The organism is Oscillibacter sp. PC13, from assembly GCF_900115635.1.
Taxonomy (GTDB): domain Bacteria; phylum Bacillota; class Clostridia; order Oscillospirales; family Oscillospiraceae; genus Oscillibacter.
Window position 1 is genome coordinate 93,548 of sequence record NZ_FOXE01000005.1, and the last position, 24,818, is coordinate 118,365.

Annotated in this window: 26 protein-coding genes and 1 riboswitch; of the genes, 17 read left to right on the forward strand and 9 right to left on the reverse strand. The window is 56.6% G+C overall.

The features are described from left to right. Positions 1 to 82 precede the first annotated feature (82 nt). The 3 genes from mfd (at position 83) to BMZ81_RS04155 (ending at position 6,296) form a co-directional block, all read left to right on the forward strand. Positions 83 to 3,607, forward strand: a complete 3,525-nt coding sequence (mfd, locus tag BMZ81_RS04145; protein WP_091128982.1) for a transcription-repair coupling factor — start codon at positions 83 to 85, stop codon at positions 3,605 to 3,607. 65 nt (positions 3,608 to 3,672) lie between these two features. Then, the gene (locus BMZ81_RS04150) at positions 3,673 to 4,749 is read left to right on the forward strand and encodes a peptidylprolyl isomerase (protein ID WP_091128983.1); all 1,077 of its coding nucleotides are present in this window, start codon (positions 3,673 to 3,675) and stop codon (positions 4,747 to 4,749) included. Positions 4,750 to 5,036: 287 nt separating this feature from the next. Beyond that, positions 5,037 to 6,296: an acetyl-CoA C-acetyltransferase gene (locus BMZ81_RS04155; protein WP_091128986.1), complete on the forward strand. Its 1,260-nt coding sequence runs from the start codon at positions 5,037 to 5,039 to the stop codon at positions 6,294 to 6,296. A gap of 160 nt (positions 6,297 to 6,456) precedes the next feature. On the opposite strand, the gene trxA is transcribed toward BMZ81_RS04155, so the two are convergent. From trxA to BMZ81_RS04170, 3 genes are read right to left on the reverse strand one after another with little or no spacing between them, the layout of a single operon-like run. Beyond that, the gene (trxA, locus tag BMZ81_RS04160) at positions 6,457 to 6,774 is read right to left on the reverse strand and encodes a thioredoxin (RefSeq protein ID WP_091128988.1); all 318 of its coding nucleotides are present in this window, start codon (positions 6,772 to 6,774) and stop codon (positions 6,457 to 6,459) included. Positions 6,775 to 6,793: 19 nt separating this feature from the next. Beyond that, the gene (locus tag BMZ81_RS04165; protein ID WP_091128990.1) at positions 6,794 to 7,633 is read right to left on the reverse strand and encodes an NAD(P)/FAD-dependent oxidoreductase; all 840 of its coding nucleotides are present in this window, start codon (positions 7,631 to 7,633) and stop codon (positions 6,794 to 6,796) included. Beyond that, positions 7,623 to 7,925 carry an ArsR/SmtB family transcription factor gene (locus tag BMZ81_RS04170; protein WP_091128992.1) on the reverse strand — a complete coding sequence of 101 codons (303 nt, stop codon included), beginning with the start codon at positions 7,923 to 7,925 and terminating at the stop codon, positions 7,623 to 7,625. The genes BMZ81_RS04165 and BMZ81_RS04170 overlap by 11 nt, the downstream gene beginning before the upstream one ends. Positions 7,926 to 8,285: 360 nt before the next feature. On the opposite strand from BMZ81_RS04170, the gene rpe reads away from it, so the two are divergent. Together rpe and BMZ81_RS04180 are read left to right on the forward strand one after the other, a co-directional pair. Next, positions 8,286 to 8,930 (forward strand): ribulose-phosphate 3-epimerase, encoded by a 645-nt coding sequence (rpe, locus tag BMZ81_RS04175; RefSeq protein WP_091128995.1) that lies wholly within the window; start codon positions 8,286 to 8,288, stop codon positions 8,928 to 8,930. A 3-nt stretch (positions 8,931 to 8,933) separates the two neighbouring features. Then, a complete protein-coding gene (locus tag BMZ81_RS04180; protein WP_091128997.1) occupies positions 8,934 to 9,920 on the forward strand; it encodes a 1-aminocyclopropane-1-carboxylate deaminase/D-cysteine desulfhydrase in 987 nt (328 codons plus the stop codon). A 42-nt stretch (positions 9,921 to 9,962) separates the two neighbouring features. On the opposite strand, the gene BMZ81_RS04185 is transcribed toward BMZ81_RS04180, so the two are convergent. After that, a complete protein-coding gene (locus tag BMZ81_RS04185; RefSeq protein WP_091128999.1) occupies positions 9,963 to 10,163 on the reverse strand; it encodes a hypothetical protein in 201 nt (66 codons plus the stop codon). 89 nt (positions 10,164 to 10,252) lie between these two features. Between BMZ81_RS04185 and BMZ81_RS04190 the strand changes: the two genes are divergently transcribed. From BMZ81_RS04190 to recR, 3 genes are all read left to right on the forward strand, one after another. Beyond that, positions 10,253 to 10,462 (forward strand): helix-turn-helix domain-containing protein, encoded by a 210-nt coding sequence (locus BMZ81_RS04190; RefSeq protein WP_091129001.1) that lies wholly within the window; start codon positions 10,253 to 10,255, stop codon positions 10,460 to 10,462. Between the two features lie 104 nt (positions 10,463 to 10,566). Beyond that, a complete protein-coding gene (locus BMZ81_RS04195; protein WP_091129003.1) occupies positions 10,567 to 10,776 on the forward strand; it encodes a helix-turn-helix domain-containing protein in 210 nt (69 codons plus the stop codon). Positions 10,777 to 10,806: 30 nt separating this feature from the next. After that, positions 10,807 to 11,406, forward strand: a complete 600-nt coding sequence (gene recR, locus BMZ81_RS04200) for a recombination mediator RecR (RefSeq protein ID WP_091129005.1) — start codon at positions 10,807 to 10,809, stop codon at positions 11,404 to 11,406. A gap of 95 nt (positions 11,407 to 11,501) precedes the next feature. Here recR and BMZ81_RS04205 read toward each other — a convergent pair whose 3' ends face one another. Further along, positions 11,502 to 12,908, reverse strand: a complete 1,407-nt coding sequence (locus tag BMZ81_RS04205; protein WP_091129006.1) for a MocR-like pyridoxine biosynthesis transcription factor PdxR — start codon at positions 12,906 to 12,908, stop codon at positions 11,502 to 11,504. Between the two features lie 135 nt (positions 12,909 to 13,043). Here BMZ81_RS04205 and BMZ81_RS04210 point away from each other — a divergent pair, with 135 nt between their 5' ends. After that, the gene (locus BMZ81_RS04210; protein ID WP_091129009.1) at positions 13,044 to 13,616 is read left to right on the forward strand and encodes an ECF transporter S component; all 573 of its coding nucleotides are present in this window, start codon (positions 13,044 to 13,046) and stop codon (positions 13,614 to 13,616) included. Positions 13,617 to 13,705: 89 nt separating this feature from the next. Here the strand turns inward: BMZ81_RS04210 and BMZ81_RS04215 are convergent, their stop codons facing one another. Then, positions 13,706 to 14,557, reverse strand: a complete 852-nt coding sequence (locus BMZ81_RS04215; RefSeq protein ID WP_177187197.1) for a DUF975 family protein — start codon at positions 14,555 to 14,557, stop codon at positions 13,706 to 13,708. Positions 14,558 to 14,910: 353 nt separating this feature from the next. On the opposite strand from BMZ81_RS04215, the gene rsxC reads away from it, so the two are divergent. The 8 genes from rsxC to BMZ81_RS04255 all read left to right on the forward strand — a co-directional run bounded on the left by rsxC (position 14,911) and on the right by BMZ81_RS04255 (position 22,248). Next, on the forward strand, positions 14,911 to 16,302 hold the full coding sequence (rsxC, locus tag BMZ81_RS04220) for an electron transport complex subunit RsxC (protein WP_091129014.1): 1,392 nt from the start codon (positions 14,911 to 14,913) through the stop codon (positions 16,300 to 16,302). Beyond that, positions 16,299 to 17,318 (forward strand): RnfABCDGE type electron transport complex subunit D, encoded by a 1,020-nt coding sequence (locus tag BMZ81_RS04225; RefSeq protein WP_091129015.1) that lies wholly within the window; start codon positions 16,299 to 16,301, stop codon positions 17,316 to 17,318. The genes rsxC and BMZ81_RS04225 overlap by 4 nt, the downstream gene beginning before the upstream one ends. Continuing rightward, complete coding sequence (locus BMZ81_RS04230) at positions 17,315 to 17,929, forward strand: RnfABCDGE type electron transport complex subunit G (RefSeq protein WP_091129018.1); 615 nt, start codon at positions 17,315 to 17,317, stop codon at positions 17,927 to 17,929. Before BMZ81_RS04225 ends, BMZ81_RS04230 begins: the two co-directional genes overlap by 4 nt. 19 nt (positions 17,930 to 17,948) lie before the next feature. Beyond that, positions 17,949 to 18,584, forward strand: coding sequence for an electron transport complex subunit RsxE (locus BMZ81_RS04235; RefSeq protein ID WP_091129020.1), 636 nt, complete (start codon positions 17,949 to 17,951; stop codon positions 18,582 to 18,584). Beyond that, the gene (gene rsxA, locus BMZ81_RS04240) at positions 18,584 to 19,171 is read left to right on the forward strand and encodes an electron transport complex subunit RsxA (protein WP_091129023.1); all 588 of its coding nucleotides are present in this window, start codon (positions 18,584 to 18,586) and stop codon (positions 19,169 to 19,171) included. The genes BMZ81_RS04235 and rsxA overlap by 1 nt, the downstream gene beginning before the upstream one ends. Positions 19,172 to 19,184: 13 nt before the next feature. After that, complete coding sequence (locus tag BMZ81_RS04245; protein WP_091129026.1) at positions 19,185 to 20,081, forward strand: RnfABCDGE type electron transport complex subunit B; 897 nt, start codon at positions 19,185 to 19,187, stop codon at positions 20,079 to 20,081. A 93-nt stretch (positions 20,082 to 20,174) separates the two neighbouring features. Beyond that, positions 20,175 to 20,290: riboswitch (THF riboswitch) on the forward strand. Between the two features lie 83 nt (positions 20,291 to 20,373). Continuing rightward, positions 20,374 to 20,931, forward strand: coding sequence for an ECF transporter S component (locus BMZ81_RS04250; RefSeq protein WP_177187198.1), 558 nt, complete (start codon positions 20,374 to 20,376; stop codon positions 20,929 to 20,931). A gap of 42 nt (positions 20,932 to 20,973) precedes the next feature. After that, complete coding sequence (locus tag BMZ81_RS04255) at positions 20,974 to 22,248, forward strand: bifunctional folylpolyglutamate synthase/dihydrofolate synthase (RefSeq protein ID WP_091129030.1); 1,275 nt, start codon at positions 20,974 to 20,976, stop codon at positions 22,246 to 22,248. A gap of 157 nt (positions 22,249 to 22,405) precedes the next feature. On the opposite strand, the gene BMZ81_RS04260 is transcribed toward BMZ81_RS04255, so the two are convergent. The 3 genes from BMZ81_RS04260 to madB all read right to left on the reverse strand — a co-directional run bounded on the left by BMZ81_RS04260 (position 22,406) and on the right by madB (position 24,796). Beyond that, on the reverse strand, positions 22,406 to 23,239 hold the full coding sequence (locus tag BMZ81_RS04260; RefSeq protein WP_091129033.1) for a 4Fe-4S binding protein: 834 nt from the start codon (positions 23,237 to 23,239) through the stop codon (positions 22,406 to 22,408). Between the two features lie 91 nt (positions 23,240 to 23,330). Then, on the reverse strand, positions 23,331 to 23,540 hold the full coding sequence (locus BMZ81_RS04265) for a biotin/lipoyl-containing protein (protein ID WP_091129035.1): 210 nt from the start codon (positions 23,538 to 23,540) through the stop codon (positions 23,331 to 23,333). Positions 23,541 to 23,578: 38 nt separating this feature from the next. Further along, positions 23,579 to 24,796 carry a Na+-transporting malonate decarboxylase, carboxybiotin decarboxylase subunit gene (gene madB, locus BMZ81_RS04270; protein ID WP_091129038.1) on the reverse strand — a complete coding sequence of 406 codons (1,218 nt, stop codon included), beginning with the start codon at positions 24,794 to 24,796 and terminating at the stop codon, positions 23,579 to 23,581. Between the last annotated feature and the right edge of the window lie 22 nt (positions 24,797 to 24,818).

A 24,818-nucleotide genomic window follows, 5' to 3' on the forward strand; every position in this document is an offset into this window, starting at 1 on the left:
CGACAGGTACACCCTGTCCCTTGCGGACAGGGTGTGCTTGCCTGCCCATATCATTTCCGTAATGACACAAGGAAGACGTAATATGGAACAGTTTCTGCAAAAATTGAATACGCTTCCAGAGGTGGCAGAGCTGACCAGGCGGGTGGAAGCGGGCGGTTGCCCGGCGGTGGTGAATGGCCTACAGCCGGTGCAGCGGGCCTGTGTGAGCGCGGCAGTGGCCTTGGGAACCGGCCGCCCTGCGGTGTTCGTCTGTGGGGATGAGCGGGAGGCACAGCTCTTGGCCGGAGATCTGCGGACGCTTACGGATAAGGATCCGGTTGTGCTGCTCTCCCGTGAATGGCAGTTCCGCCCCGGCTCCATCAGCTCCCGTTCCTGGGAGCAGAATCGGCTTTCGGCCCTGTATGCCCTGGCCAGCGGAAGCCCCGCCGCGGTCGTGGCCACGGCAGATGCACTGATGGCCAGGACCATGCCGCCGGGGCTTCTGCAAAGTCTGGCGCTGACCCTGGAAGTTGGCGGCCGGGCGGATCCCGGCCGGCTGACAGATCATTTGACGGCGGCGGGATATGTCCGTTGTGAGCAGGTGGAGGGCGTGGGACAGTTTGCCCTGCGGGGCGGAATTTTGGACGTGTTCTCCCCATTGATGGAACAGCCGGTGCGCTGTGAGTTTTTTGATGACGAGCTCGACTCCATGGGCACCTTTGATCCGGCAAACCAGCGGCGGGTAAAGAATGTGAAAGCCGCCCTGCTGCTGCCGGCGGCAGAGGTGCTGCCCCGCAGCACGGAGGGGGGACTCCCGGGCCTTGCGGACAAGCTGGAGAAGCTGGCGGAAAAGCTGGCCAAAAAGCAGAAGACAGAGACCATTACCGCCCAGCTGCGGGAGGACGCGGAGCGAATGAGAAACGGCGCCGTCCCCGGAGGCATGGACCGGTATCTGGCGGCGATATATCCGGAGGTGACGGCGGGCGTTCATTATCTTCCTGCCGACGCGGTGGTGTTTCTGTGTGAAAGCGGTCGTGTGGATGACCGGGTGAAGAATACCGCGCTGCAGTATAAGCAGGATATGGAGTCCCTGCTTGCCGCTGGCGTGCTGGCGGGAGAATACGCCCATTTATGCCTGACGGCGGAGGAACTGTATGCGGCGCTGGAGGAGTTTCCGGTGCTGATGGAGGATTCTCTGCCTACGTCGCGCCACCCAATGCGGCCCAGGGGACTGGTGTCTGTCAACGCCAAGCAGCTATCTTCCTATGGCGGCAGCCTGGAGACTGCCGTCACCGATATGAGCCATTACCGGGAGAGCGGCAGCGGGGTGCTGCTCCTTTGCGGCGGGGAGACCCGGGCAAAAAACCTGCAGCATCTGCTGGAGGAACGGAAGATTCCGGCGGTGCTGGATTTGACTGGTACCGCAATGCCCGCGCCTGGAGAGGTGCGGATTTCTGTGGGCGCTCTGTCTGCAGGGAGCGAGTGGCCGCAGCTGCACCTTGCTGTTCTGACGGAGGGGCAGTTGATGACTGCTCCGCAGAAACAGCGAAAACTGAAAAAGGAATCCAACCGCCAGAAGATACAGTCCTATACAGACTTGTCCCCGGGAGATCTGGTGGTGCATACCCATCATGGTGTAGGACGGTTCGCGGGGATCCAGAGGATGCCCGTGGACGGCGTGGAGAAGGACTATATCAAAATTGACTATGCCGGCGGAGATTGCCTGTATGTTCCGGTTACACAGCTGGACCTGGTCAGCAAGTATATCGGCGGAGGAGAGGATCAGGAGCGGACCCGGCTCAATAAGCTTGGCGGCACCGAGTGGGCCAAGCAGAAAACCAAGGCGAAACGCGCCGCAAAGGATTTGGCCAAGGGGTTAATTGCCCTGTATGCCGAGCGGCAGAAGCGGCCAGGGTTCGCTTTTTCCCCGGACTCCCCCTGGCAGCAGGAGTTTGAGGAGGCCTTTGACTATACGGAGACGGATGACCAGCTCCGCTGTATTGCGGAGATCAAGGCTGATATGGAACGGCCCCGCCCCATGGATCGTCTGCTTTGCGGAGATGTGGGCTATGGGAAAACAGAGGTGGCACTGCGGGCGGTTATGAAGTGTATTCTGGACGGCAAGCAGGCGGCGATTCTGGTGCCCACCACGGTTCTGGCTCAGCAGCATTACGCCACGGCAGTGAACCGATTCCGGAATTTCCCGGTGAAGATTGAAGTGCTCTCCCGGTTTACCACGGCCAAGGAGCAGAAGCGGATTTTGGGGGCCGCAGCAGGCGGAAGGGTGGATTTGCTGATCGGCACCCACAAGCTGCTGCAGAAAACGGTGGTCTTCCACGATCTGGGGCTGCTGATTATTGACGAGGAGCAGCGCTTCGGCGTCACCCATAAGGAACGGCTCAAGGAGATGAGCCGCCAGGTGGACGTGCTGACACTCTCTGCCACCCCCATTCCGCGGACGCTGAACATGGCGCTCTCCGGCCTTCGGGATATGAGCACGATTGAAGAGCCGCCCCGGGATCGACAGCCGGTCCAAACCTACGTGCTGGAGCATGATTGGGCGATTATAGAGGACGCCATGCGGAAAGAACTCAGCCGGGGCGGCCAGATTTATTATCTCCACAACCGGGTGGAGTCCATTGACCTTACGGCCTCCCGCATCCAGAAGATGCTGGGGCCGGAGATCCGCATTGTAGTGGGACACGGGAAGATGGGGGAGCAGGAACTTTCTGCCGTTATGCAGGCCATGGTGGACGGCGAGGCGGATATTTTGGTGTGCACCACCATTATCGAAACCGGCATTGATATTCCCAATGTCAATACCTTAATCATTGAGGATGCGGACAAGATGGGATTGGCCCAGCTGCATCAGATCCGGGGACGCATCGGCCGCAGTGCCCGCCGGGCGTACGCGTATCTTACCTACCGGCGGGGCAAGATCCTTCAGGAAACTGCGGCAAAGCGCCTTTCAGCTATCCGGGAATACGTGGAATTCGGCTCCGGTTTCCGGATTGCCATGCGGGATTTGGAAATCCGGGGCGCCGGCAATCTGCTGGGCCCGGAGCAGTCCGGCTATCTCATGAGCGTGGGATACGACATGTACCTGAAGCTGCTGGAGGAGGCTGTTTTGGAGGAAAAGGGCGAGGAGCGGCAGATTGAAACGGAGTGCTCTGCTGACCTTACGGTGAATGCCAATATTCCGGAGCGGTATGTGCCTGCCCCGGAACAGAGAATAGATCTGTACCGACGGATTGCTGCCATTCGTACGGATGACGATGCCTCTGATTTGCTGGACGAGATGCTGGATCGCTATGGCGAGGCACCGAAATCCGTACTGGCCCTTCTGGACGTGGCCCTGCTGCGGGCGGCGGCGGCAAAAGCCGGCGTATCCGATATTTCTCAAAAGGGCAATGTGCTGAAATTCCAGTTGGGTGTGTTCCACCCGGAGGCCTTGGTGGCTGTCTGCGGACTGCCCAAGTACAAGCAGCGGCTGACACTGGCCGCCGGGGATTTGCCTGCCCTCTCCCTGAAGCTGAAGCCCGGCGCGGACGTGCTGGAGTCCGCCGCAGGCCTGGTGGAGGAGCTGCGTCTGGCAACGGAGGAAGTGGCTGGCGATACACCGAAATAAAAGACATGTTTCAGGTTTCCTTCACATAGGATGGAAGGACAATCCTGTGAAGGAGCCTGAACATCATGAGAAAACGGATCGCGCTCTTGCTGGCTGCCCTGCTATTGTTTGGCTTCACTGCTGCCTGCGGGGGGAAAAAAGAAGAAGGGCGAAAAACCGGCCTTTTTTATGAGGGCACGGGTATAAGCCCCGACGCGGTGCTTTTGACGGTGGACGGCAGGGAAATACCCTCCTGGCGATACCTCTACTGGCTGACCTATAACTGCGATTTTATCCATTCATCATACGAGCGCACGGGAGATACCCTGGACTGGAGCGCGCCGCTCTCCGGCGGGAGCTTGGCGGAATACGCGGCCCAGCAGGCGCTGCAGAGCACGGCTTTGTACGCCACGGTGGAGAATTGGGCAGAGACATATGGCATCTCTGTAACAGAAGCAGATCGAAGGGCAATGGCCGATGACTGGACGGAAAAAACAGAACATTATGGCGGGGAAGAGGCGTACCTGGCTTCCTTGGCGGACATGGGACTGGAACGGGCGGACGCGGAGACGATGTCAGCCGACTATTATTTGTACAGCCACCTGTATGATCTGTACCGTACGGCGGGAAGCGGGCTGTACCCGGCTGACGGGGCTGTCGAACGCTTTGGAGAGGAACAAGGGTATCTCTGTGTGGATAAAATTTTAATTTCTACGGAAGATGTGCCGGAAGGGGACACGGAGGCCCTGGCTCAGCGGCGCCAGCGGGCGGAGAGTGTGTTTTCACAGCTGAATTCAAGCCCGGATCCGGCCGCGGGATTTGCTGCCTTGGCCGATACTTACAGTGATGACCCGGACCGGGCCCAATATCCTGCGGGACGAACCTTCCTGCCTGGCAGGGGCGTGTTGCCAGCGGCAGTGGAGGAAGCGGCACAATCGCTGGAGGATGGGCAGTGGAGCGGCTTGATAGAGGCAGAGAACGGTTTTTATATTCTGCTGCGAAAACAACCGGATGAAGAGGTGATTGCAGGGGACTATTTTGACAGTCTTTTGCAGAAAGCGGCGGAAGAGGCGGAAATCAAGCTGGAGAAGGCTTACCAGGAGATTCACACCGGAGAATTTTATGAAAAGCTCACAATACTGCGCCGTGCTGCAGATTCATGACCAAGAAAATTCCACTCATTTTCGTCAAGATGCTGAAAATGAGTGGGATTTTGTCAAATATTTAACAAAATTTTGAAAGACGGACAATTTTGCATTGACGAAGCTGGGCAGACCCCGTATAATACAAGTATGTGAGGCGGAGCACGCAATTTGCTTGTCAAAAAATTGGCAATCTTGAGAGATGCGTAAATCTGCCGCAGAGCAATGTCTGGCATTTCGGCAGCGGCGGTTTTCAGATATTTATCCGGCCGTTGCCGATCAAAATTTTACAATAACGGAGGAACATCATGAAAGATCTTTATGTCGTGAATTGCTGCAGAACCGCTGTCGGTTCATTTGGCGGCTCCCTGAAGAACACGCCGGCCGCTGAACTGGGCGCCATCGTGGTAAAGGAAGTTCTGAATCGCGCCGGTGTGAAGCCGGAGCAGGTGGATGAGGTCATGTTCGGCGGCGTTTTGACCGCAGGCCTGGGCCAGAACATCGCCCGTCAGGTTTCTATTAAAGCAGGGATTCCCTTCAGCGTACCCGCCTATACTGTGAACATGGTGTGCGGTTCCGGCATGAAGACCATGATTGAGGGTGCCCGTTCCATTCTGGCCGGTGACGCGGAGATTATTGTCTGCGGCGGCACTGAGAACATGTCCCAGGCTCCCTTTGCCTCTTCGGATACCCGCTGGGGTGCCCGCATGGGCGACAAGAAGATCGTGGATACTATGATCAAGGACGGCCTGTGGGATGCGTACAACAACTATCACATGGGCACCACCGCTGAGAATATCTGCGATGTGTGGGGCATTACCCGCGAAGAACTGGATGAGTTCGGCGCATCCTCTCAGCAGAAGGCCTGCGCTGCCATTGAGTCTGGCCGCTTCAACGATGAGATTGTCCCTGTTCCTGTGAAGGTCAAGAAGGAAACTGTGGACTTTAAGGTTGACGAATATCCCAAGGCAGGTACCACCGCCGCTGGCATTGCCAAGCTGCGCGGTGCATTCCCCGTTGGTCCCGACGGCGTGGAGAACGAGATTGTCCATACCTTTGAGCCCAAGGAAATCCACGAGGCAGATGCCCACAAGCATGTGCAGCGCGTGACCGCCGCCAATGCTTCCGGCCTGAACGACGGCGCTGCCGCCATGGTGCTGGCTTCCGGCGAGGCGGTTGAGAAGTACGGTCTGAAGCCCATGGCCAAGCTGATTGGCTGGGGCCAGGGCGGCGTGGATCCCAAGATCATGGGTGTTGGCCCGGTTCCCGCCTGCCGTCAGGCAATGGATAAGGCCGGCGTCACCATTGACGATATCGACTTGGTGGAGGCCAACGAGGCATTTGCCGCCCAGTCCATTGCTGTGGCCCGCGAACTGCACTTTGACATGGCCAAGGTCAACGTAAACGGCGGCGCTATCGCCATCGGCCATCCCATCGGCTGTTCCGGTGCCCGTATCATTGTCACGCTGATTCACGAGATGCTGAAGCGCCCCGAGGCCAAGAAGGGCATGGCTACGCTGTGCATCGGCGGCGGCATGGGTACTGCCACCATCTTCGAAAAGTGCTGAATGTCTCCTGAGGGAGCTTGCGCCCTTTAGGCTAAAGAGAACAGAAACGGGAGGGATCGAACGATCTCTCCCGTTTTATTCTGCCTTATGGCGATATCCGCCGCTGTCAGGGGAAAAGTACAAAGCTCCCGGCGCTCAGGCGCCGGGAGCCTCGTACTTTTTACAGGTTTTCGTCCAGCACTGCGCTGAACGCATCCGGAGGCATCACGCCAACCTTCCGGTCAAACTCCCGGCCGTTTTTCAAAAAGACGACGGTGGGAATGCTCATGACGCCGAAGCGCCGGGCCAGATCCGGCTCCTCGTCCACGTTGACCTTGCCAACCAGGACCTTGTCGCCATATTGCTCTGCAAGCTCCTCCACCGCGGGGGAGAGCATCTTGCAGGGGCCGCACCAAGCCGCCCAGAAGTCTACCATTGCCAGGGGAGCCGCGTCCACTGCGGCATCGAACTCTGCAGTTGTCAAATGCTTGATTGCCATTGTCATTACTCCTTTATTTTTAAGTTGTCTGGATTCCTTTTTTCATCTGCCGGTTCAGATCCGCCACATAGGCTGCAGCGCTCTGCCCCGCAATCAGCCCCTCGCCGGCCGCTTTCACCGCCTGCAGAGGACCTCCCGTGCAGTCACCTGCTGCAAACACACCGGGAAGACCGGTGGCCATGCGCCGGTCTACGGCTACATATCCGTTTTCCACGGCAAGGCCGGGAAAGAGATCGTCCGGCGCGGCCGTTGGCCGGAGAATGAACACCCCCTCCACTGCGGCGGACTCCCCGTCGCAGACAATGGACTCCACACGTTCGTCACCCAAAATTTCGCAGTGCCGGGGTTGGTCAAAATAGGTAACGGTGCAGCCAATCTCACGAAGGAAGTCAGCCTCCTGCCGGGCAGTGCCGCTGTAGCCCAGCACCGCGACCGCTTTCCCGCGATAGAGCATCCCGTCGCAGGTGGCGCAGTAACTGACGCCCCGCCCGAGGAACTCCGCCTCGCCGGGGAATTTCTTGCCGCGGGATACGCCTGCCGCCAGAATGACGGCCGTGGCCACCTCCATATCTGACCCTACGCTGACATACCATGTACCGGCCATAAAGGCGGTTGAAAGAACCTTTCCGGTGCAGAATTCTGCACCGGCCTCCTCGGCGTGCAGGCGCAACGCAGTGAGCAGCTCCGCACCGGAGATGCCAGGAAGGCCTGGGTAATTGTCAACCCGCTTTGCAGGCCACAGCGGATTTTCTGCCGGGGGATTGGAAACTACCAAAACGCTCCGCCCACGGGATCTGGCATTGATGGCGGCGGAGAGACCTGCCGGGCCTCCGCCGATGATCAAAATATCATGGGGCATAAGCGGATACCTCCTCCTTCAGCAAAAGCGCCACAAGACGGGCGGCTTCTTCCGATGTCACACGGTAATAGACTTCATTGCCAATGCGCGCGGCTGTGACAATGCCGGCAGAGCGCAGCTTTTGCAAATGCTGGGAAATGCAGGACTGGGACATACCGGTTTCGCGCTCCATACAACTGACATTATGACAGCCGGTGGCCAGCAGGTGGTGAACAATTTGCAGACGGACGGGATTGGACAGGGCCTTTAAAAGTGCCGCCTGCTCGATGTAGTTTATCCGATTTTCTACCATACACACCACCTTTGTGGAATTTGTAATATTAGAATATCATGATGTTCTTAATATAGAAGTCGTTTTTGCAACAAGGGGAAAATTTTTTAAGGGGGGCGCCGGGGAGTTGCTTTTGCCGGGGGAGTTTGGTACACTAAAACAGGTTCCAAATATAATTGGAGCCGGCGGGAAGCTCCCGCCGGCTCTCTATTCAAAAAAGCGGCGGCGCCCCGTCCAGGGGGCGGACGCTGCGCGGAAGAGATCTGGGGGACGCCCTTGCCGCTTGCAGTATCCTATGCGCCCGCAGGAGAGGGCGCCACAGGGCCTGTCAGCCCGGCTGTTTCGTTTTTCCGCTGAATTTGAGAAAGGGAGGCCATCTCCATGGTCAAAATTGCACCGTCTATCCTCTCCGCTGATTTTGCGAATTTGGAGCGGGATATCCAACGCATTGAAACCGCCGATTACGTTCATGTGGACGTGATGGATGGGATGTTTGTACCGAACATCACCATCGGTATCCCGGTAGTGGCGTCCATCCGGAAGGTTACGAAGATGCCGCTGGATGTACACTTGATGATTGTGGAGCCGGTGCGGTATGTGGAGCGGTTCTGCGACGCCGGCGCCGATCTGGTGACCGTCCATGTGGAGGCGGACACGGAGGAAAACATTCACGCCGCCATTGCCAAAATCCACGCCAAGGGGAAACGGGCCGGCGTGGTTTTGAAGCCCAAAACACCGGCGGAGGCAGTGCTGCCCTTCCTGAAGGAAGTGGAGCTGGTTTTGGTGATGACCGTAGAGCCTGGCTTTGGCGGCCAGAAGTTTATGGCGGACATGATGCCCAAGGTGGCGGCCATCCGCACGTGGATTGAGACGGAAAATCCAGCCTGTGAGCTGGAGGTGGACGGCGGCGTCGCCCCGGACACCTGCAAAACCTGCATTGACGCCGGGGCCAACGTGCTGGTGGCCGGCAGCGCGGTATACAAGGCGGCGGATATTCCCGCCCGCATCGCGGAACTGAGGGGATGAGCCATGAAAAACTTTGATGAACTGCCCCGGCTGCGGCTGGGCGTATACCCAACCCCGTTTTACAAGCTGGAACATATCAGCGCCAAGTATGGCCGGAACATCTGGATCAAGCGGGACGATCTGTGCGGCGTGGCGCTTGGAGGAAACAAGGTCCGCAAGCTGGAATACCTGCTGGCAGACGCAAAGGCCCAGGGCTGTGACACGGTGTTCACCACCGGCGGCGCCCAGTCCAACCACGCAATGCTCACTGCCGCCTGTGCCGCCCGGCTTGGGATGCGCTGCATCCTGATTTTGAAGGACCGGGGTGTGACGGAGCGCAAGGGCAACCTGGTTCTGGACGGGATTTACGGAGCGACCGTCCAGCTGATGGACACGGACAGCTACGACGATATCTATGAGGAAATGCACCGGATGGGAGCGGAGCTGGCCCAAAAGGGCCACCGGGCCTATTACATCCCCGTGGGCGGCTCCACAGCCCTGGGCGCGGTTGGCTATGTGAACTGCGTCCGGGAATTTACGGTGCAGGCGTTGGCCGAGGGAATTGAAATCGGCCACATTGTCTCCGCCACCGGATCCGGCGGCACCACCGCGGGACTGCTGCTGGGGGCGAAGCTGTTCCAGCCGGGCGTGAAGGTCACGGGCCTGGGCGTGGACAACGACCCCTTTGAAAAGATTGTGCCGGAGCTGGCCGCCGGAGCGGCAGAGCTTTTGGACTGCGTCTTTGACCGGACGGAGCAGGACTTTGAAATGGTCTATAACATTGGAGAGGGCTATGCCGTCCCCAACAGTGCGGACACACCGTATATCGAGGAGCTTGCCCGGATGGAGGGAATCCTGCTGGATCCGGTGTATACCGGCAAGGCTTGGTCCGGCATGCTGAAGCTGCTGCAGCACGGATATTTTGGCGATGCGGATAATCTGGTGTTCGTCCACACCGGCGGCGCGGCGGCCCTGTTTGCCATGGATCTTCCACAGCCCCGCTGCATGTGAGGCGGAGCTGGCGTTTCATTGGAAACTGGCTGGCTGACTGCTTCAGGGCTTTGCCGGGGGCGGAAGGCGTCCCAGCTCCAGGCCCAGGGCAAGGCCAAGCTGAAACAGCGCCTCGGCCTCCAGCGCGGCGGCCTGCTGCAGATCGTTTTGATGGATGGCGTCCCAATAGCCGTTTTCCCGCAGGAGCTTCGGCAGGAGCATGTCGTCGGTATAGTTTAACAGGGCTTGGACAGCGGGTATCATAAAGTCAATTCCTTTTATTATTGTCCTGAATGGGACGATAATAAGTATAGCTGTCCCGTCTGGGCCTGTCAAGAGAATGGAGAGAATTTATGTCCGTTTTTACGGAAAATCTGCTAAAGTTACGAAAACAGCGGAAGCTAAGCCAAGAAGACGCTGCCCTTGGATGCGGAATTGCATATCGTTCTTACCGAAGGTATGAGGCTGGCGAACGGGAGCCGACACTGTCTGCGCTGGTCGCGCTTGCAGATTTTTATCAGGTCACACTGGATGACCTGGTGGGCCGTTCTGCCCAAATGTGAAAAACCACATGTAAGGAGTTATCCGCTGCCATGGAATATTTCCCTGCACCTCTTTTTGTCGGGATGAGACCAAACGGTCCTGTCAAGGGCTTTGAGGAAATAAAATGGAAAATTTAGCAAAACAACTATTAAAGCTGCGTAAAGGGAGAAAGCTTACCCGGCAGGAAGTGGCAGATGCCGTCGGAATCTCCGCGAAATCCTACCAGCGGTATGAGAATGCAGAGCGGGAGCCGACGGCTTCGACTCTGGTCGCGCTTGCAGATTTTTACCAGGTTACACTGGATGACCTGGTGGGCCGTTCCGCCCAAATGTGAAAAACCACATGTAAGGAGTTATCCACTGCTATGGAATATTTCCCCGCACCTCTTGAAAAACTGGTGGAGCAATTTGCCCGGCTGCCGGGCATCGGCGGCAAATCAGCCCAGCGCCTGGCCTTTTTTGTGCTGGGCCTGCCGGAGGCGGAGGCGCAGGAATTTGCCGACGCAATTCTCGACGCAAAAAAAAGCGTCACCTGCTGCCCGGTCTGCCAGAATTTTACCGCCGGCGGGCTATGCCCCATCTGTGCCTCTCCCAAGCGGGACAGGACCACCATCTGCGTGGTGGCGGATCCGCGGGACGTGGCGGCCATTGAACGGAGCCGGGAGTACAACGGCCACTACCATGTGCTCCACGGCGTCATCTCTCCCATGAACCACGTTGGGCCCGACGATTTGGCGATTAAGTCCCTGGTGGAACGGGTGGCCAAGGGCGGCGTGCAGGAGGTGATCATGGCCACGAATCCGGATACGGAGGGAGAGGCCACCGCCATGTACATCGCCCGGCTCTTAAAGCCCTTTGAGGTGCGGGTTACCCGATTGGCTTACGGAATTCCTGTGGGGGGACATCTGGAATTTGCCGATGACGCCACGCTGATGCGGGCGCTGGAGGGCCGGCGGGAACTTTGAAAAAACAAAACAGCGGCGGATGCAATGCATCCGCCGCTGTTTTTGCCTGTCTGCCGGGCGGCCTTGCTGTGGGAAGGGCACGCCAGCCGGAAGGATTACGTCTGGAAAATCTCCGCCAGCAGCGCCATGGCCTGTGGCAAGCGCTTCCCCTCCAGCCCGGCGTAGTTGATGACCAGCGTGTGGGCATAGGCGGGATTCGGCTGGGCGGCGTATTCAGACAGAAAGCCAAGGCGCACACCGCGGGCCTCTGCCCGCTGCCGCAGGTTCTCATCCGTGCAGGCGGTATCCAGCCGCAGAAGAAAGTGGAGGCCCGCCCCCTGCTCGGAGATGGTGATGCGGTTTGCAAAGGAACAGGTGCGGAAGGCCTCCAGCACCCGGGAACGGCGGAGACGGTATTCCTTCCGCATCCGGGCAAGATGCTGCTCATAATGGCCGCCGGTGAGAAACCGGGCCAGCACGTGCTGATCCAGGGCGGGAACTGTGCAGGCGTAAAACCCAAGCTTTTGCCGGTACTGCTCCAGAAGCCGGGGCGGCAGAACCATGAAGCCCATTCGCATGGAGGGAGAGATGGTCTGGGAAAAGGTATTCATGTAAATGACCCGGCCCCCGTCGTCAATGCTCTGCAGAGTGGGGATGGGCCGCCCGGCAAAACGGAACTCACTGTCATAATCGTCCTCAATGATAATGCCGCCGGACCGCTCCGCCCAGCGCAGAAGTTCCTGACGCCGGCTGATGGGCGTTACAAGGCCGGTGGGATAGTGGTGGGAGGGGGACAGGTGAACGGCGGTAGCACCCGAGTGCTCCAGGGCCGCAATGCACAGGCCCTGTTCATCCAGCGGAACCGGGCGGCACTCCACGCGGCACTGGCGGTATACCTGCCGGATCTTGGGATAGCCGGGATCTTCCACAGCAAAAACCGTTCCCTGCCCCGGCAGGCGGCCGCTGTCCAGCAATTGGGCCAGCAGCAGGTACAAATACTCAGCCCCAGCGCCCACTACAATCTGTTGAGGAGAGACAGCCATTCCCTTATAAGCGCGCAGGTCGTCCGCCAGGGCCTGCCGCAGGGCAGAAAGCCCCTGATGGGGAACCGGCTGCAGCAGGGCCTCCCGGTCCTCGCTGAGGACCTGCCGTGTCAGTCGAGCCCAGGTGGCCACCGGAAAACGGGAGGTGTCCACACGGTTGCTCTTCAGATCCAGCACCCAGTCAGGCGGCTGCTCCGGCGGGGGCAGCGGCACCGGGGTGCCGGCAGCTGACGGCTGCTCCACCCGGGAGACAAAAAACCCCCGTTTGGGCAGGGTATAAACATATCCCTCTGCTTCCAGCTGCTGGTAAGCCCCCTCCACGGTGATGACGGAGATACGCAGATGTTCCGCCAGTTTCCGCTTAGAAGGGAGCTGCTCCCCAGCGGGAAGAGCGCCGGAGAGGATGTCCGATCGGATACAGCGGTAGAGATATTCGTACAGGGGCAGACCGCCCCGCTCCTCCAGTGGATAGGTCAGCATGGTGCCATCTCCTTTCTGACCTTATAAAAAAACGTAAAATTGGATATTTCAATCATACCATTTTTGCCGTATGATGACAACCATCAATCGAACGGGCCTGTTCAAACCATGCATTTTGAAGGGGGAACCATCCAAATGGAAAAGACATTGGAACATTCTGCGGCAGTGGCACCGAGCCAGACGAGAAAGCTGGTGCTGACGGCGCTGTTTGCGGCGATGGCCTGCGTGGCCACCATGCTCATCCGGGTGCCGTCGCCAACGGACGGATATATGAATCTGGGAGATACGGTGGTGCTGCTGGGGGCCTATCTGCTGGGGCCGCTGTACGGCGCCGCCGCCGGCGGTATTGGATCCGCACTGGCGGATTTGCTGGCCGGCTACCCAATGTACGTTCCGGCTACGCTGGTGATCAAAGCGGTGATGGCACTGGTGGCGGGACTGCTGTATAAGGCCGTTGGAAAAACAAGCGTTCCGGGCGTGATTGCCTGCGGTGTTGTTGGGGAGGTACCCATGGTTGTGGGATACTGGCTGTTTGACGCCATTCTGGCTACCTCCGCCGGACAGAGTTTTGGCGTCAGTCTGGCGGGAACGGCCATCGGAATCCCAAGCAATCTAGTGCAGGCGGGCTTCGGCATCGCGGTTTCCACACTGTTGGCATTGGCCCTGCGGAAGAGCAGTTATGTCCGACGCATATTTCCTATATTATAATGTATAGCAATTCGCACAAAAAAGCCCCGGCGGGTTCTAGAACCCGCCGGGGCCTTGTACATTGGATACGGAGTTGCTTGATGTGAGGTTCAGAAACGGCTGTTCCAGCCGTCTAAGCCGCCAAGATCGTCCGGCCCGCTGCTGCCTCCTACATGGCCGCCGGACACGCTGCCAAAACCAACACCGGAGGTCTGCTTGGCAATTTCAAAGTAACCCAACTCTGTGCACTGGTAGTTTGGCAGATAGAACAGCTGCACCGCCAGGGACCACAGGCTGCCAAGAAGCGTGGCACCCCAGAAATGGGGCATGGCGGCCAGCGCCTCTTCCACAGAGAAAAACTGGCCGGAGAATACCATGTCTGCCGCACTTCTTGCTATGGGGACAATCAATGTCAAAGAGGGAATCGAGGCCAGCAGGCCCCAGCCAAAATAGCTCCAGTCCAGAACAAACAGCTGGCCTTTGTAACCGTAGGTTTGCTGCTTGCTCATATCCAGAGCCTCCATAATGCCGATGCCGGGATTTTCATAGAGGTTATAAAGTGCGAAGCGGTAACGGTAAGCGGCAATAACGCCGGGAATGACAAACAAAAGTGACCAAAGTGTGACAAAAGCATACATGACGATATTCAGCCCAATGACTTTGCCCACGAAAGAAAAACCGTCAAACAGCGTCAGATATTCCGCCCGTTCGCCGCGGCGAATGGCCATGCAGTAGAGGACAAAGCCTGTGCCGAGGATCATGCCCAGGAGGCTGGTGAGAACCGTGACAAAGGTTCCCAGAAGGCCGCTCTCTGTGCCGCCGGCAATGGAGTCCACCAGGTTCAACGCAGAAGTCAGAATGAGATACAGCGCGGTAAAGCCCTTGGGACTGACCTGAGCAGTGTGCAGCAGGCTGCGCATCTGGGCCTTCAACGCCTTGCGATCCACAATTTGTGCCATCATAGGGTGTGTTCCTCCAACCATTCAAGAATATCGATACCGAATATCTCTATTATACTAAGTCTCCGTCCAAATAACAAGAGAACGGATAGGAGCTTTTGGAAGCCGACCGGAATCAGGGCGGTAAATACTACCCACATTTGGAAGAATTCGGGAAAAACAGAAAGAAACTGTTAAAAAGAGGATGGTTTTCCGCAAAAACAGTTGTTCACAGTCTGGACATTTTTTAAAAATAGGTGTAGAATCAAACGCAGTATGTGGTAGTTTTGCTAAATGCATGATGGCTCCGCCAGGGAAAGAGGCGGAGAATTATCATGTTTTGGCCGCTATCAAGGAGTAAAAATGAGGTGAAGACAATGGCACAAGCATTCTTTGGCGGCGTTCATCCAAATGACATGAAAGCCGCGACCAATGAAAAGGCCATCGAACAGCTGGCTCCGCCAGCAATCGTGGTCATTCCCATGTCGATGCACTTTGGCGCACCGTGTACGCCCCTTGTCAAGGTTGGGGATCACGTAAAAGTGGGCCAGAAGATCGGCGAGTTCCGCGGCCTGGGTGCACCGATTCATGCCAGTGTTTCCGGCACGGTCAAGGCAGTGGAGCCGCGGCCCTATAATATGGGCGGCAATATGATGTCCGTTGTGATTGAGAACGATTTCCAGGACGAGCTCAGCGAGGAAGTTCAGGCCCCAGCAGATCCGGAAGCTCTGACGGTAGAGCAGATGGTAGAGGCTGTCAAGAACGCTGGCATCGTCGGCATGGGCGGCGCAACATTCCCCACCCATGTCAAGATTTCCGGCGGTATCGGTAAGGTGGATACCGTCATCATCAACGGTGCTGAGTGCGAACCCTATATCACTGGCGACCACCGCACGATGCTGGAGCGGCCTGAGGAGATCATCGGCGGCGCTACATATCTGGCGAAAATGTTTGGTACTGATAAAGTGATTATCGGTGTTGAGGACAACAAGCAAAACGGCATTGACTCCATGAACAAGGTCATTGCAGAGAAAAATGCACCTGTGGTGGTGGAAGCCCTGCACTGCCGTTACCCTCAGGGCGGTGAGAAGCAGCTCTGCCAGGCCATTACCGGCAAGCAGGTGCCTCCCGGCGGACTGCCTGCCAACATCGGCTGCGCGGTGTTCAATATCAACACGACCTGTGCCATTTACCGGGCTGTTACGCAGGGCATGCCCGTAGTACGCAAGATTGTCACGGTTTCCGGATCCGGCGTCATTGACCCCAAGAATATCGAATGCCCCATCGGTACTCCGGTATCCAACCTGTTCGACGCGTGCGGCGGCCTGAAGGACGGCACCTATAAACTGATTATGGGCGGCCCCATGATGGGCATGGCCCAGTACACCACGGATGTCCCCGTGGGCAAGGGCACCGGCGCTATGCTGGCCTTCTGTGAAAACGAGGAGCAGACCGTGGAGCACCCCCAGTGCATCCGCTGCGGCAAGTGTGTTGCCGCCTGCCCCATGCACCTGGAGCCCCTGTTCATGTACCAGTATGCGGAAAAGGGCATGCTGGATGAGCTGAATGATGCGCACATTATGGACTGCATGGAATGCGGTGCCTGTGCCTATGCATGCCCGGCCCGGATGCATCTGACCCATATGTTCAAGACCGGCAAGCAGAAGCTCAAGGACAAGATGGCCGCTGACAAGGCCGCCGCCGAGGCCAAGAAGGCCGCGGAAGAGGCAAAGGCTGCAGAAGCGCAGAAGGAGGCTGTCAACAAATGACGGATTACAAGAACTTAAAACTGATTGCAACGTCTTCTCCCCATATCCGCGGGGCGGAGACGACCCGATCCATCATGCTGGATGTTATCATTGCCATGGTACCTGCTTTGGCGTATGCCACCTGGCAGTTCGGATTTGAGGCGCTGCTGCTGACTGCGGTCTCCGTGGCAGGGTGCATGTTCTGGGAGTGGCTGTACCGCAAGCTGATGAAAAAGCCCCAGTCTGTGGGTGATTTGTCCGCAGTGGTTACAGGTATGCTGCTGGCCTTTGTCTGCCCCGCCTCTACGCCGCTGTGGATGATTATCATCGGCGATTTCTTCTCTATCGTGGTGGTGAAGCAGCTCTTTGGCGGTATCGGCAAAAACTTTGTCAACCCCGCGCTGGCTGGCCGGGCATTCCTGCTGGGCAGCTATGCCGGCGTGATGACCAGTTGGGTGGATCCCGCCCAGAACAAGGCTCCGCTGTTCGGCGGCACCGTGGATGTGGTGACTGCGGCCACGCCGCTGGCTCTGATGAAGAGCGGTGACTTGGAGGCGTTGAGTCAGTACTCTGCCCTGGACATGTTCCTGGGCAAAATCCCGGGTTCTTTGGGTGAGGTTTCCGCCCTGCTGCTGATTGTGGGTGGGGTATACCTGATTTGGCGCAAGGTCATCAACTGGCAGACTCCTGTGGCCTATATCGGTACAGTGGCCGTTCTGACATTCCTGTTCCCGCAACACGGCATGTCCGGCCTGAACTGGATGCTGTACAGCATCTTCGGCGGCGGCTTGATGTTGGGCGCCTTCTTCATGGCAACCGACTATGCCACCTCTCCTGTTACCAAGAAGGGCCAGTTGATCTTCGGCATCGGCTGCGGTCTGTTTACCGTGTTTATCCGCTACTTTGGCTCCTATAACGAGGGCGTCTGCTACTCCATTATGGTTATGAACCTGTTTGTGGCTTTGATTGACAAGTGCACGAAGCCCGCTCGTTTTGGTGTCGTAAAATCCGAGAAGAAGGAGGCGGCTGCGAAATGAGTAAGGAAGTCAAGACCAAGGAAAAGGTCAATATGGATCCCAAGTACATCACTACGCTGACCGTAACTCTGCTGGTTACCTGCGTGATTGTGGCTGCTGCCTTGGGACTGGTCAACAAAGTGACCGCGGGCCCCATTGCGGCGGCAAACCTGGAAAAGACCAACGCCGCTCTGGCGTCTGTGTTCCAGGAGGCATCCGCACCCGAGTTCCCCGAAATGGAAGTGACGGAGGAAATGGCAGCTGCAGCTGGCAGCTTCAGCACGACGGTTCAAAATGTCTACGAGGCGCAGGACGGCGGTCAGCTTATTGGCCATGCCGTGAAGATTGTGGCCTCCGGCTCCCAAGGCAGCATTGAGATGGTGGTTGGCATTGACGCGGAAGGCACGGTTACCGGTGTCTCCATCGTGGACAACGCCGAGACATCCGGCATTGGCTCCAGAGTTATGGAGAATGAAAACGGCGTACTGGATCAATTTGCCGGTAAGAGCGCGGCGGACGGAACCTTGACCGTGGGCAGCAATGTGGACGCCATCTCCGGCGCCACGGTGTCCAGCAAGGGCGTTACCGCTGGTGTCAACGGTGCACTGGCTGTGGCCGGTGTCATCGGCTGAGGAAGGGGGAGCATAGAACATGAATTTTGGAAAACAGTTTAAGGAAGGCCTGATTACCAACAACCCCGTTTTGGTGCAGGTGCTGGGCATGTGCTCTACCATGGCAATCACCACCTCCTTCATGAACGGCTTGGGTATGGGCGTTGCCGTACTTATTATTCTGACGGCCTCCAACGTCGTCATCTCTGCAATTCGTAAAATTGTCCCCGATAAGATCCGGATTGCCATGTTTATCGTGGTTATCGCAGGCTTTGTGACTTGTGTGGATTTGCTGCTGCAGGCATTTGTTCCCGCCGTGGCTGCGTCCCTGGGCGTATTCATCCCGCTGATCGTGGTGAACTGCATCATCCTGGGCCGTGCAGAGTCCTTCTGCTATAAAAACGGTGTGGGCGCCTCTTTTGTGGACGGCATCTGCCAGGGCATCGGCTATACCGCGGTTTTGATGGTGATGTGTATCATTCGTGAGCTGTTGGGTGCCGGTACCTTCGGCGCCGGACTGCTGGGCCCCGATGCCAAGGGCATTCAGATTATCCCTGCGCAGTTCCCCGCCGGTATGCTGACCCTGCCGGTAGGCGGCTTCCTGGTGCTGGCCTGCCTGATCGCAGCCATGCAGTGGGCCCTTGCCAGACCCAAGAATAAGGAGGAGAGCAAATAATGGAACAGATTACTAACCTTTTGGCCATTACCCTGGCAGCTATCCTGGCCAATAACTTTATCTTCTCCCAGTTCCTGGGCTGCTGCCCCTTCTTGGGCGTTTCCAAGAAGGTAGACACCGCTGTTGGCATGGGCATCGCCGTGACATTTGTTATGGGCTTGGCCTCCGCCGTGTGCTATGCAGTCAACCTTCTTCTGATAAATCTGGGCCTGGGCTATATGCAGACGGTGGCCTTCATCCTGGTCATTGCCGCTCTGGTGCAATTTATTGAGATGTTCCTGCAGAAGTCCATGCCGGCACTGTATACCGCATTGGGCGTGTACCTGCCCCTGATTACCACCAACTGCGCTGTGCTGGGCGTGGTGCTGCTGAATGTGCAGAATAATTACAATTTCATCGAGTCCGTGGTGTACGGCATCACCGGCGGCCTTGGCTTCCTGCTGGCCATCGTGCTGTTTGCCAGTATCCGGGAGCGTCTGGCGTTTGCCGATTATCCCAAGGCGTTTGATGGGTTCCCCATCGCCTTGGTCACCGCTGGCCTGATGGCTCTGGCTTTCATGGGCTTCTCCGGCCTGAAGGTCTGGTAAGGAGGAGCGAGAAATGACGAATGTAATTTATGCGATTGTCGTGCTGGGTGTGCTGGGTGCAGTATTCGGACTGGTCCTGGCTATTGCCTCCAAGATTTTTGAGGTGAAGAAGGATCCCCGCGAGGAAGAGATTCTAAGCCATTTGGCCGGCGCCAACTGCGGCGGCTGCGGTTTCCCCGGCTGTGCGGGTTGTGCGGCGGCTATTCTGGCCGGCACTGCGCCTGTCAACGCCTGCGCTCCTGCCGGTGCAGAGAATGCGGCGGCCATTGCCGCCATTATGGGCCAGGAGGCTCCCTCTGGTGAGCGCCAGGTGGCCTACGTCCGCTGCAACGGCGGTACCAATGCCAAGAAGCGGTTTGACTATGTAGGCGTGAAGGACTGCATCTCTGCCACCAAGGTGGCTGCCGGTCCCCTGGAGTGTGCCTTTGGTTGCTTGGGCTTCGGTTCCTGTGTGAGCGCCTGCCAGTTCGGCGCTATGTCTATCGGCGCAAATGGCGCAGCTGTGGTGGATCCCGATAAATGTACCAACTGCGGTGCCTGCATGGCCGCCTGCCCCCGGAAGCTGATTGTCTCCGTCCCTGCTTCCAAGAAGGTTCATGTGGCCTGCGCCAACCGCGACAAGGGCAAGGCTGCAATGAGCGTCTGCAACAGCTCCTGCATCGGCTGCGGCCTTTGCGAGAAGGAGTGCAAGAAGGACGCCATTCATGTAGAGAATGGCGTAGCCGTTATCGATTATGATAAGTGCGTGGGCTGCAAGCTCTGCACCAAGGTCTGCCCGAGAGATGCCATCCAGCCCGCCGCCACTGCGGAGGAGAAGGAGAAGTACAAGGCTATCAAGAAGGCCCAGGCTGAGAAAGCTGCGGCTGCAAAGGCTGCCGCCGCCCAGGCGGAGACAGCCGAGAAGGCCTGATCCCGCTTTGACAGGAAGCACCCCGGATTTTTAAATCCGGGGTGCTTTTTTTCTTGCCTTTTTGGCGCAAGTGGCATATGATAATTGCTATCAGGCAGAGTAGAGACACACGTGTGAAATAGTGCCGGAAAAACGGGGAGTTGTTTTTCGGACGAAGGGGCAAGGCCTTTGGCTAGAAGCCCGCAGTGTGTGTTTCGCATCCCGCTGCCGCATATGGGAAATTGCAATGGCCTTCCTCTGTGCGGCGTTCCGGAACCGGACTGCCGAAACTATACAGAAGGAAGGTATTTTTATGTTCAAGTACAACCGTATCGCCCGCAGAATTTGCCTTGTCGGCATGCTTGCCGCCTTGTATCTCGCCCTGAATATGTTGGGCTTCAAGGCGTGGAGCTTTCATATCACCTTTGCCTCACTTCCGGTTATCGTGGGGAGTCTGCTTTTTGGACCGGCAGCTGGAATGTTGATTGCTGCCATCGGCGAGTTTTTCAACCAGCTTCTTTCCTACGGTATTACGGTCACCACAGTCCTCTGGCTGATTCCTCCGGCAGTGCGGGGCCTGGTTGTGGGCGGCAGCGCATTGCTGCTGGGAAACGAACAGAGGCACTTAGAGGACCGGTATGCGCTTTGCTATGGGGTTTGTGTGGCGGCAGCGCTGTGTACCACGGCGGTGAATACAGCAGTCATGTATGTTGACAGCGTTATCATGGGGTACTACAGCTTCGCCTATGTGTTTGGCTCCGCGATTATCCGAATCATCTCGGGCATCCTGACTGCCATTGTAGTGACCACGGTGGGAATTCCGCTGGTCAGGCTGCTGCGGCGGCAGGGAATTGTCCGCCGCCAGGCATAAGAATTCTGTGCATCGCCGCACGAACAGAGAGGAGTGCTTCCCTTGAACGGACAGGAATCCATTGCCTATATCCACTCATTTAACTGGCAGAAGCACGCACCGGGACTTGATCGGATTCGAGCACTTTTGGCCGCCTTAGACTCCCCCCAGAAGGCGCTGAAATTTATTCACGTGGCCGGTACCAACGGTAAGGGCAGCACCTGTGCCATGCTGGCATCCGTGCTGCAGGCTGCCGGCTTCCGTGTGGGGCTGAATACGTCTCCGCATCTGGTGGACTTTACCGAGCGCATCCGGATCAACGGAGAACCCGTTTCAGAGGCGGCGCTGGCAAATTTGGTGGATCGGATCCGACCAATTGTCGAATCCATGGAGGATCACCCCACGGAGTTTGAGCTGATCACCGCGCTGGCGCTGCTGTACTTTCAGGAACAGCTATGTGATATCGTGGTGCTGGAGACGGGACTGGGCGGAGAATTGGACGCTTCTAACGTAATTGATACGCCGGAGGTCGCCATTCTCACTGCCATGGGAATGGATCACGTGGCACAGCTTGGCCCCACGCTGGAGAATATTGCCGCCGCAAAGGCTGGAATCATCAAGCAGGGGGGAGAGGTGGTCAGTTATGGCGGCTGCCCGCCTGCCGATGCGGTATTCCACCGGGTCTGCCGGGAGCGGAGTGCCCGCTTGACGGAGACGGACTTCACCCGCATCCGTGTGAGAGAAGCGCGGCTTTCCGGGACACGATTTGACATCCTCCCCCATGAGGACTTGCAGATGTCTCTGGCAGGAGATTACCAGGTATTCAACGCCGCTGTTGCAGTCACAGCGCTGGAAGCGCTTCGCCAACGAGGCTGGGAGATTTCGGAGGGCGCTATCCGGACGGGACTCGCCCGAGTGGAGTGGCCTGGGCGGTTGGAGCTTCTGCGGGAAAAGCATCCAATGTTTTTGCTGGATGGGGCGCACAATGCCAATGGCATGGCCGCTGCAGCGAAGAGCCTTCGCCTGCTGCTCCCTGGGAAAAAACTGGTGCTTTTGCTTGGGATGATGTCGGATAAAGAGATCCCCAAGATGCTGGATCTGGTGCTGCCCCTGGCAGAGGCGGCGGTGACTGTTACGCCCAACAGCCCCCGGGGCATGGGGGCTGAAGCGCTGAGACAGTTGATCCTGGCAAGGGGGATCCCTGTCCATGCCTGTGTCTCTATTGCCGAAGCTGTCCGGACAGCCGCTGCGGCAGCAGGCAGGGACGGGGCTGTCTGCGCCCTGGGGTCTCTTTATCTGTCAGGCGATGTGCGGCAGGCCGTGAAAGACCTGCTTTAAAAAATAAAAAAAGTCCGGGAGCGGCACGCTCCCGGACTTTTTTGCTAAAGGAGAGAAGTTTGAAGACGAACGGCAGTTTCAAGAGAACATAAGAGGGGTGAGGAACATTTAGAATTCTGAGGTTCTTTGCTGCTGCAATTTATTCGGAACAAACAGATTAAGAAAAATTGGAAAGAAATGTCTCATATGACTTTGCTGCAGAATAGTTGGCGCACAACATGGCAATATGGGACAAAAGTGCATCGTCATCAAAATATTTTGCATGAGCAGGACAGCGTTTGATGCAGGCGTGACACTTGATGCATATCCCGGTTATATTTGTGACATGATTTGGGTCAATGGAGCCCATGGGGCAAACATATGCACAAATTTTGCAATTTGTACATTTTTCAACATCGGTCTTTGGCGTGGCTTTCAGAAAGACTGCTTTCCTGCCCTGCAGATCCAGAGGGGTATAATAAGCGGCATTCGCGTCTCCGGGAACGCACAGCGGGGGCGGGAGGGCGTCGGCAGCATCCAGCTTACCGGCCAGTTTTTCTGCAAAGCGGCCCATAAACTGCAAGTCTTCGTTGGTAGGCCTGTTAGCAGCCAGCTGAGCTGCCATTGCGTGCTGCGCCACACAGGCCGCAGCCCCCACGGTGTGAAAACCATTTTGCTCCAAAACAAAGCACAGCTCTGCCAATGCATGATCATAGCTTCTGTTTCCAAAGCTTACCATGGCGACTGCTGGCGTATCATTCCCCAATAGGCAGGATTGAAACGCTGGCAACAACTTGTTTGGGACTTTTCCGGCATAGGTAGGTGTCCCTACCACAAGCAAGTCACTATCTGTAAAGGACTGTGTTGGCTGACGATCTGCGGGAGAATTCAGAGGCCTGAATTTTACAGGGACATGTAAACAAGCTGCCAGAACAGTGGAAAAGAACTTGACAAGTTTTTCTGTAGAACCAGTGGCGCTGTAATATACGCCCCACACCTGTTTGATTTTCATAAAATCACCTCTTGCTGCTGTAATGTAGATGATCTGCAGTGAAAAGGTGCTGTCCACCTGGAAACCGGAAAGTGGACAGCACTTTTTTATACTATTCGATGCTCATTAAGACATCTCCGCTTTTTACTTTATCCCCGACGTTAACATTGATTTTCTTTACGACACCATCAACGGGGCTGGCAACTGGCTGTTCCATTTTCATAGCTTCCATAACGGCAAGTAACGCCCGCGTTTTGACAGTGTCGCCTTCCTTCACACTGAGAGAAATGACCTTACCTGGGATTCTGGCTTTCACTTCCATGGATTCTACACTCCTTTAAAATAATATTTTACAAATAGCTATCCAATTAAATGGATGGTGCTTACAAAGATGCCGGCTGCAATTGCGGATGTAAACACACCGGATATATTGGCTCCCATAGCCACAGGGAGGATCATGGCAAAGGGATTTTCATCCATGGCAGCATGCTGCGCCAATTTGGCCGTGGTGGGTACGCAGGAAACCCCTGCGATCCCGATGACCGGATTGAAGTCCAGCCCCCGATGCTTGTGCCACCAATACATCACCCATCCGCCAAGAAGCCCGCCGATTGCGGAAACAGCCAGGGCCATAATACCCAAGATGAGGATTGTGAGGACGGTTGGGTTTAAAATGGTAGAGGCTTCACATAAAACACCGAGGACAACGCCCAGAAAGAATGTGGCAAAATAGGACAATCCTTCCTCAAGGAGCTCCGTATATTTTCCAATCTCAGCTTCTTTGACAGCCATGCCGATAAAGAAGGAAAAAATCAAGGGAGATGCTACCGGCAGCAACAGGCAAAGAATGAAACAGGAAACCACAATAAATACAAATTTTGAACGCTGCGATACCTGTGGAACATCCACGTACATATCAATCCCGCGGTACTTTTTGGGAATGAACAGCTTAATTAGAAATGGATATCCACCATATGTCAGGCTCAGGTACAAATAGGCAATAATCGAGATCGGAACAAACAGCTCAGGTGCCAGCATCAATGAGGTGAACAGCACCATGGGGCCGTCAGCGCCTCCGATACTGGCAACCGCTGCAGCCGAACCTGGCGGCAGGCCAAATGCCATTACACCTGCTACCAATGTGACAAATGTTCCAAGCTCGGCAAAAATTGCAATGATCATGGAACTCCAAGGTTTTGCCAAAAGGTAGCTAATCTCACTCCGTGCTCCGATCCCCATAAATACCAGGCAGGCGATCAGCCCATTGGAAAAGGTGAGGTTGTAAATGGGCTGGAGGAAGTTCACTTGCATAATATTGACAATTTCTACAGCATCGGAAGCAAGTGGATCAACAAACATATTTCCAATGGCCCCGGAATTCAAAAACATAATTCCTGCATTCACTGCCATCATCGAAATACCCATGGGGACCATAATCAGCGGCTCCAGTGTGCGCTTGAATCCGAAATAGGCCAAAAAGAACCCCAATATGATCAGAGCAACTCTGGCAACGGATACCAAAGGATCCATTTCAAAAAATGTGCCGATCCCTGGAAATAGCTGAAGCAGGATCTCCAATCATTCCGCCTCCTTTTCTGAA

Bases quoted from the DNA above. Each gene is read 5' to 3' on its own strand.
- mfd (WP_091128982.1), top strand. From the start codon at position 83: ATGGAACAGTTTCTGCAAAAATTGAATACGCTTCCAGAGGTGGCAGAG.
- BMZ81_RS04150 (WP_091128983.1), top strand. From the start codon at position 3,673: ATGAGAAAACGGATCGCGCTCTTGCTGGCTGCCCTGCTATTGTTTGGC.
- BMZ81_RS04155 (WP_091128986.1), top strand. From the start codon at position 5,037: ATGAAAGATCTTTATGTCGTGAATTGCTGCAGAACCGCTGTCGGTTCA.
- trxA (WP_091128988.1), bottom strand. From the start codon at position 6,774: ATGGCAATCAAGCATTTGACAACTGCAGAGTTCGATGCCGCAGTGGAC.
- BMZ81_RS04165 (WP_091128990.1), bottom strand. From the start codon at position 7,633: ATGCCCCATGATATTTTGATCATCGGCGGAGGCCCGGCAGGTCTCTCC.
- BMZ81_RS04170 (WP_091128992.1), bottom strand. From the start codon at position 7,925: ATGGTAGAAAATCGGATAAACTACATCGAGCAGGCGGCACTTTTAAAG.
- rpe (WP_091128995.1), top strand. From the start codon at position 8,286: ATGGTCAAAATTGCACCGTCTATCCTCTCCGCTGATTTTGCGAATTTG.
- BMZ81_RS04180 (WP_091128997.1), top strand. From the start codon at position 8,934: ATGAAAAACTTTGATGAACTGCCCCGGCTGCGGCTGGGCGTATACCCA.
- BMZ81_RS04185 (WP_091128999.1), bottom strand. From the start codon at position 10,163: ATGATACCCGCTGTCCAAGCCCTGTTAAACTATACCGACGACATGCTC.
- BMZ81_RS04190 (WP_091129001.1), top strand. From the start codon at position 10,253: ATGTCCGTTTTTACGGAAAATCTGCTAAAGTTACGAAAACAGCGGAAG.
- BMZ81_RS04195 (WP_091129003.1), top strand. From the start codon at position 10,567: ATGGAAAATTTAGCAAAACAACTATTAAAGCTGCGTAAAGGGAGAAAG.
- recR (WP_091129005.1), top strand. From the start codon at position 10,807: ATGGAATATTTCCCCGCACCTCTTGAAAAACTGGTGGAGCAATTTGCC.
- BMZ81_RS04205 (WP_091129006.1), bottom strand. From the start codon at position 12,908: ATGCTGACCTATCCACTGGAGGAGCGGGGCGGTCTGCCCCTGTACGAA.
- BMZ81_RS04210 (WP_091129009.1), top strand. From the start codon at position 13,044: ATGGAAAAGACATTGGAACATTCTGCGGCAGTGGCACCGAGCCAGACG.
- BMZ81_RS04215 (WP_177187197.1), bottom strand. From the start codon at position 14,557: ATGATGGCACAAATTGTGGATCGCAAGGCGTTGAAGGCCCAGATGCGC.
- rsxC (WP_091129014.1), top strand. From the start codon at position 14,911: ATGGCACAAGCATTCTTTGGCGGCGTTCATCCAAATGACATGAAAGCC.
- BMZ81_RS04225 (WP_091129015.1), top strand. From the start codon at position 16,299: ATGACGGATTACAAGAACTTAAAACTGATTGCAACGTCTTCTCCCCAT.
- BMZ81_RS04230 (WP_091129018.1), top strand. From the start codon at position 17,315: ATGAGTAAGGAAGTCAAGACCAAGGAAAAGGTCAATATGGATCCCAAG.
- BMZ81_RS04235 (WP_091129020.1), top strand. From the start codon at position 17,949: ATGAATTTTGGAAAACAGTTTAAGGAAGGCCTGATTACCAACAACCCC.
- rsxA (WP_091129023.1), top strand. From the start codon at position 18,584: ATGGAACAGATTACTAACCTTTTGGCCATTACCCTGGCAGCTATCCTG.
- BMZ81_RS04245 (WP_091129026.1), top strand. From the start codon at position 19,185: ATGACGAATGTAATTTATGCGATTGTCGTGCTGGGTGTGCTGGGTGCA.
- BMZ81_RS04250 (WP_177187198.1), top strand. From the start codon at position 20,374: ATGTTCAAGTACAACCGTATCGCCCGCAGAATTTGCCTTGTCGGCATG.
- BMZ81_RS04260 (WP_091129033.1), bottom strand. From the start codon at position 23,239: ATGAAAATCAAACAGGTGTGGGGCGTATATTACAGCGCCACTGGTTCT.
- BMZ81_RS04265 (WP_091129035.1), bottom strand. From the start codon at position 23,540: ATGGAAGTGAAAGCCAGAATCCCAGGTAAGGTCATTTCTCTCAGTGTG.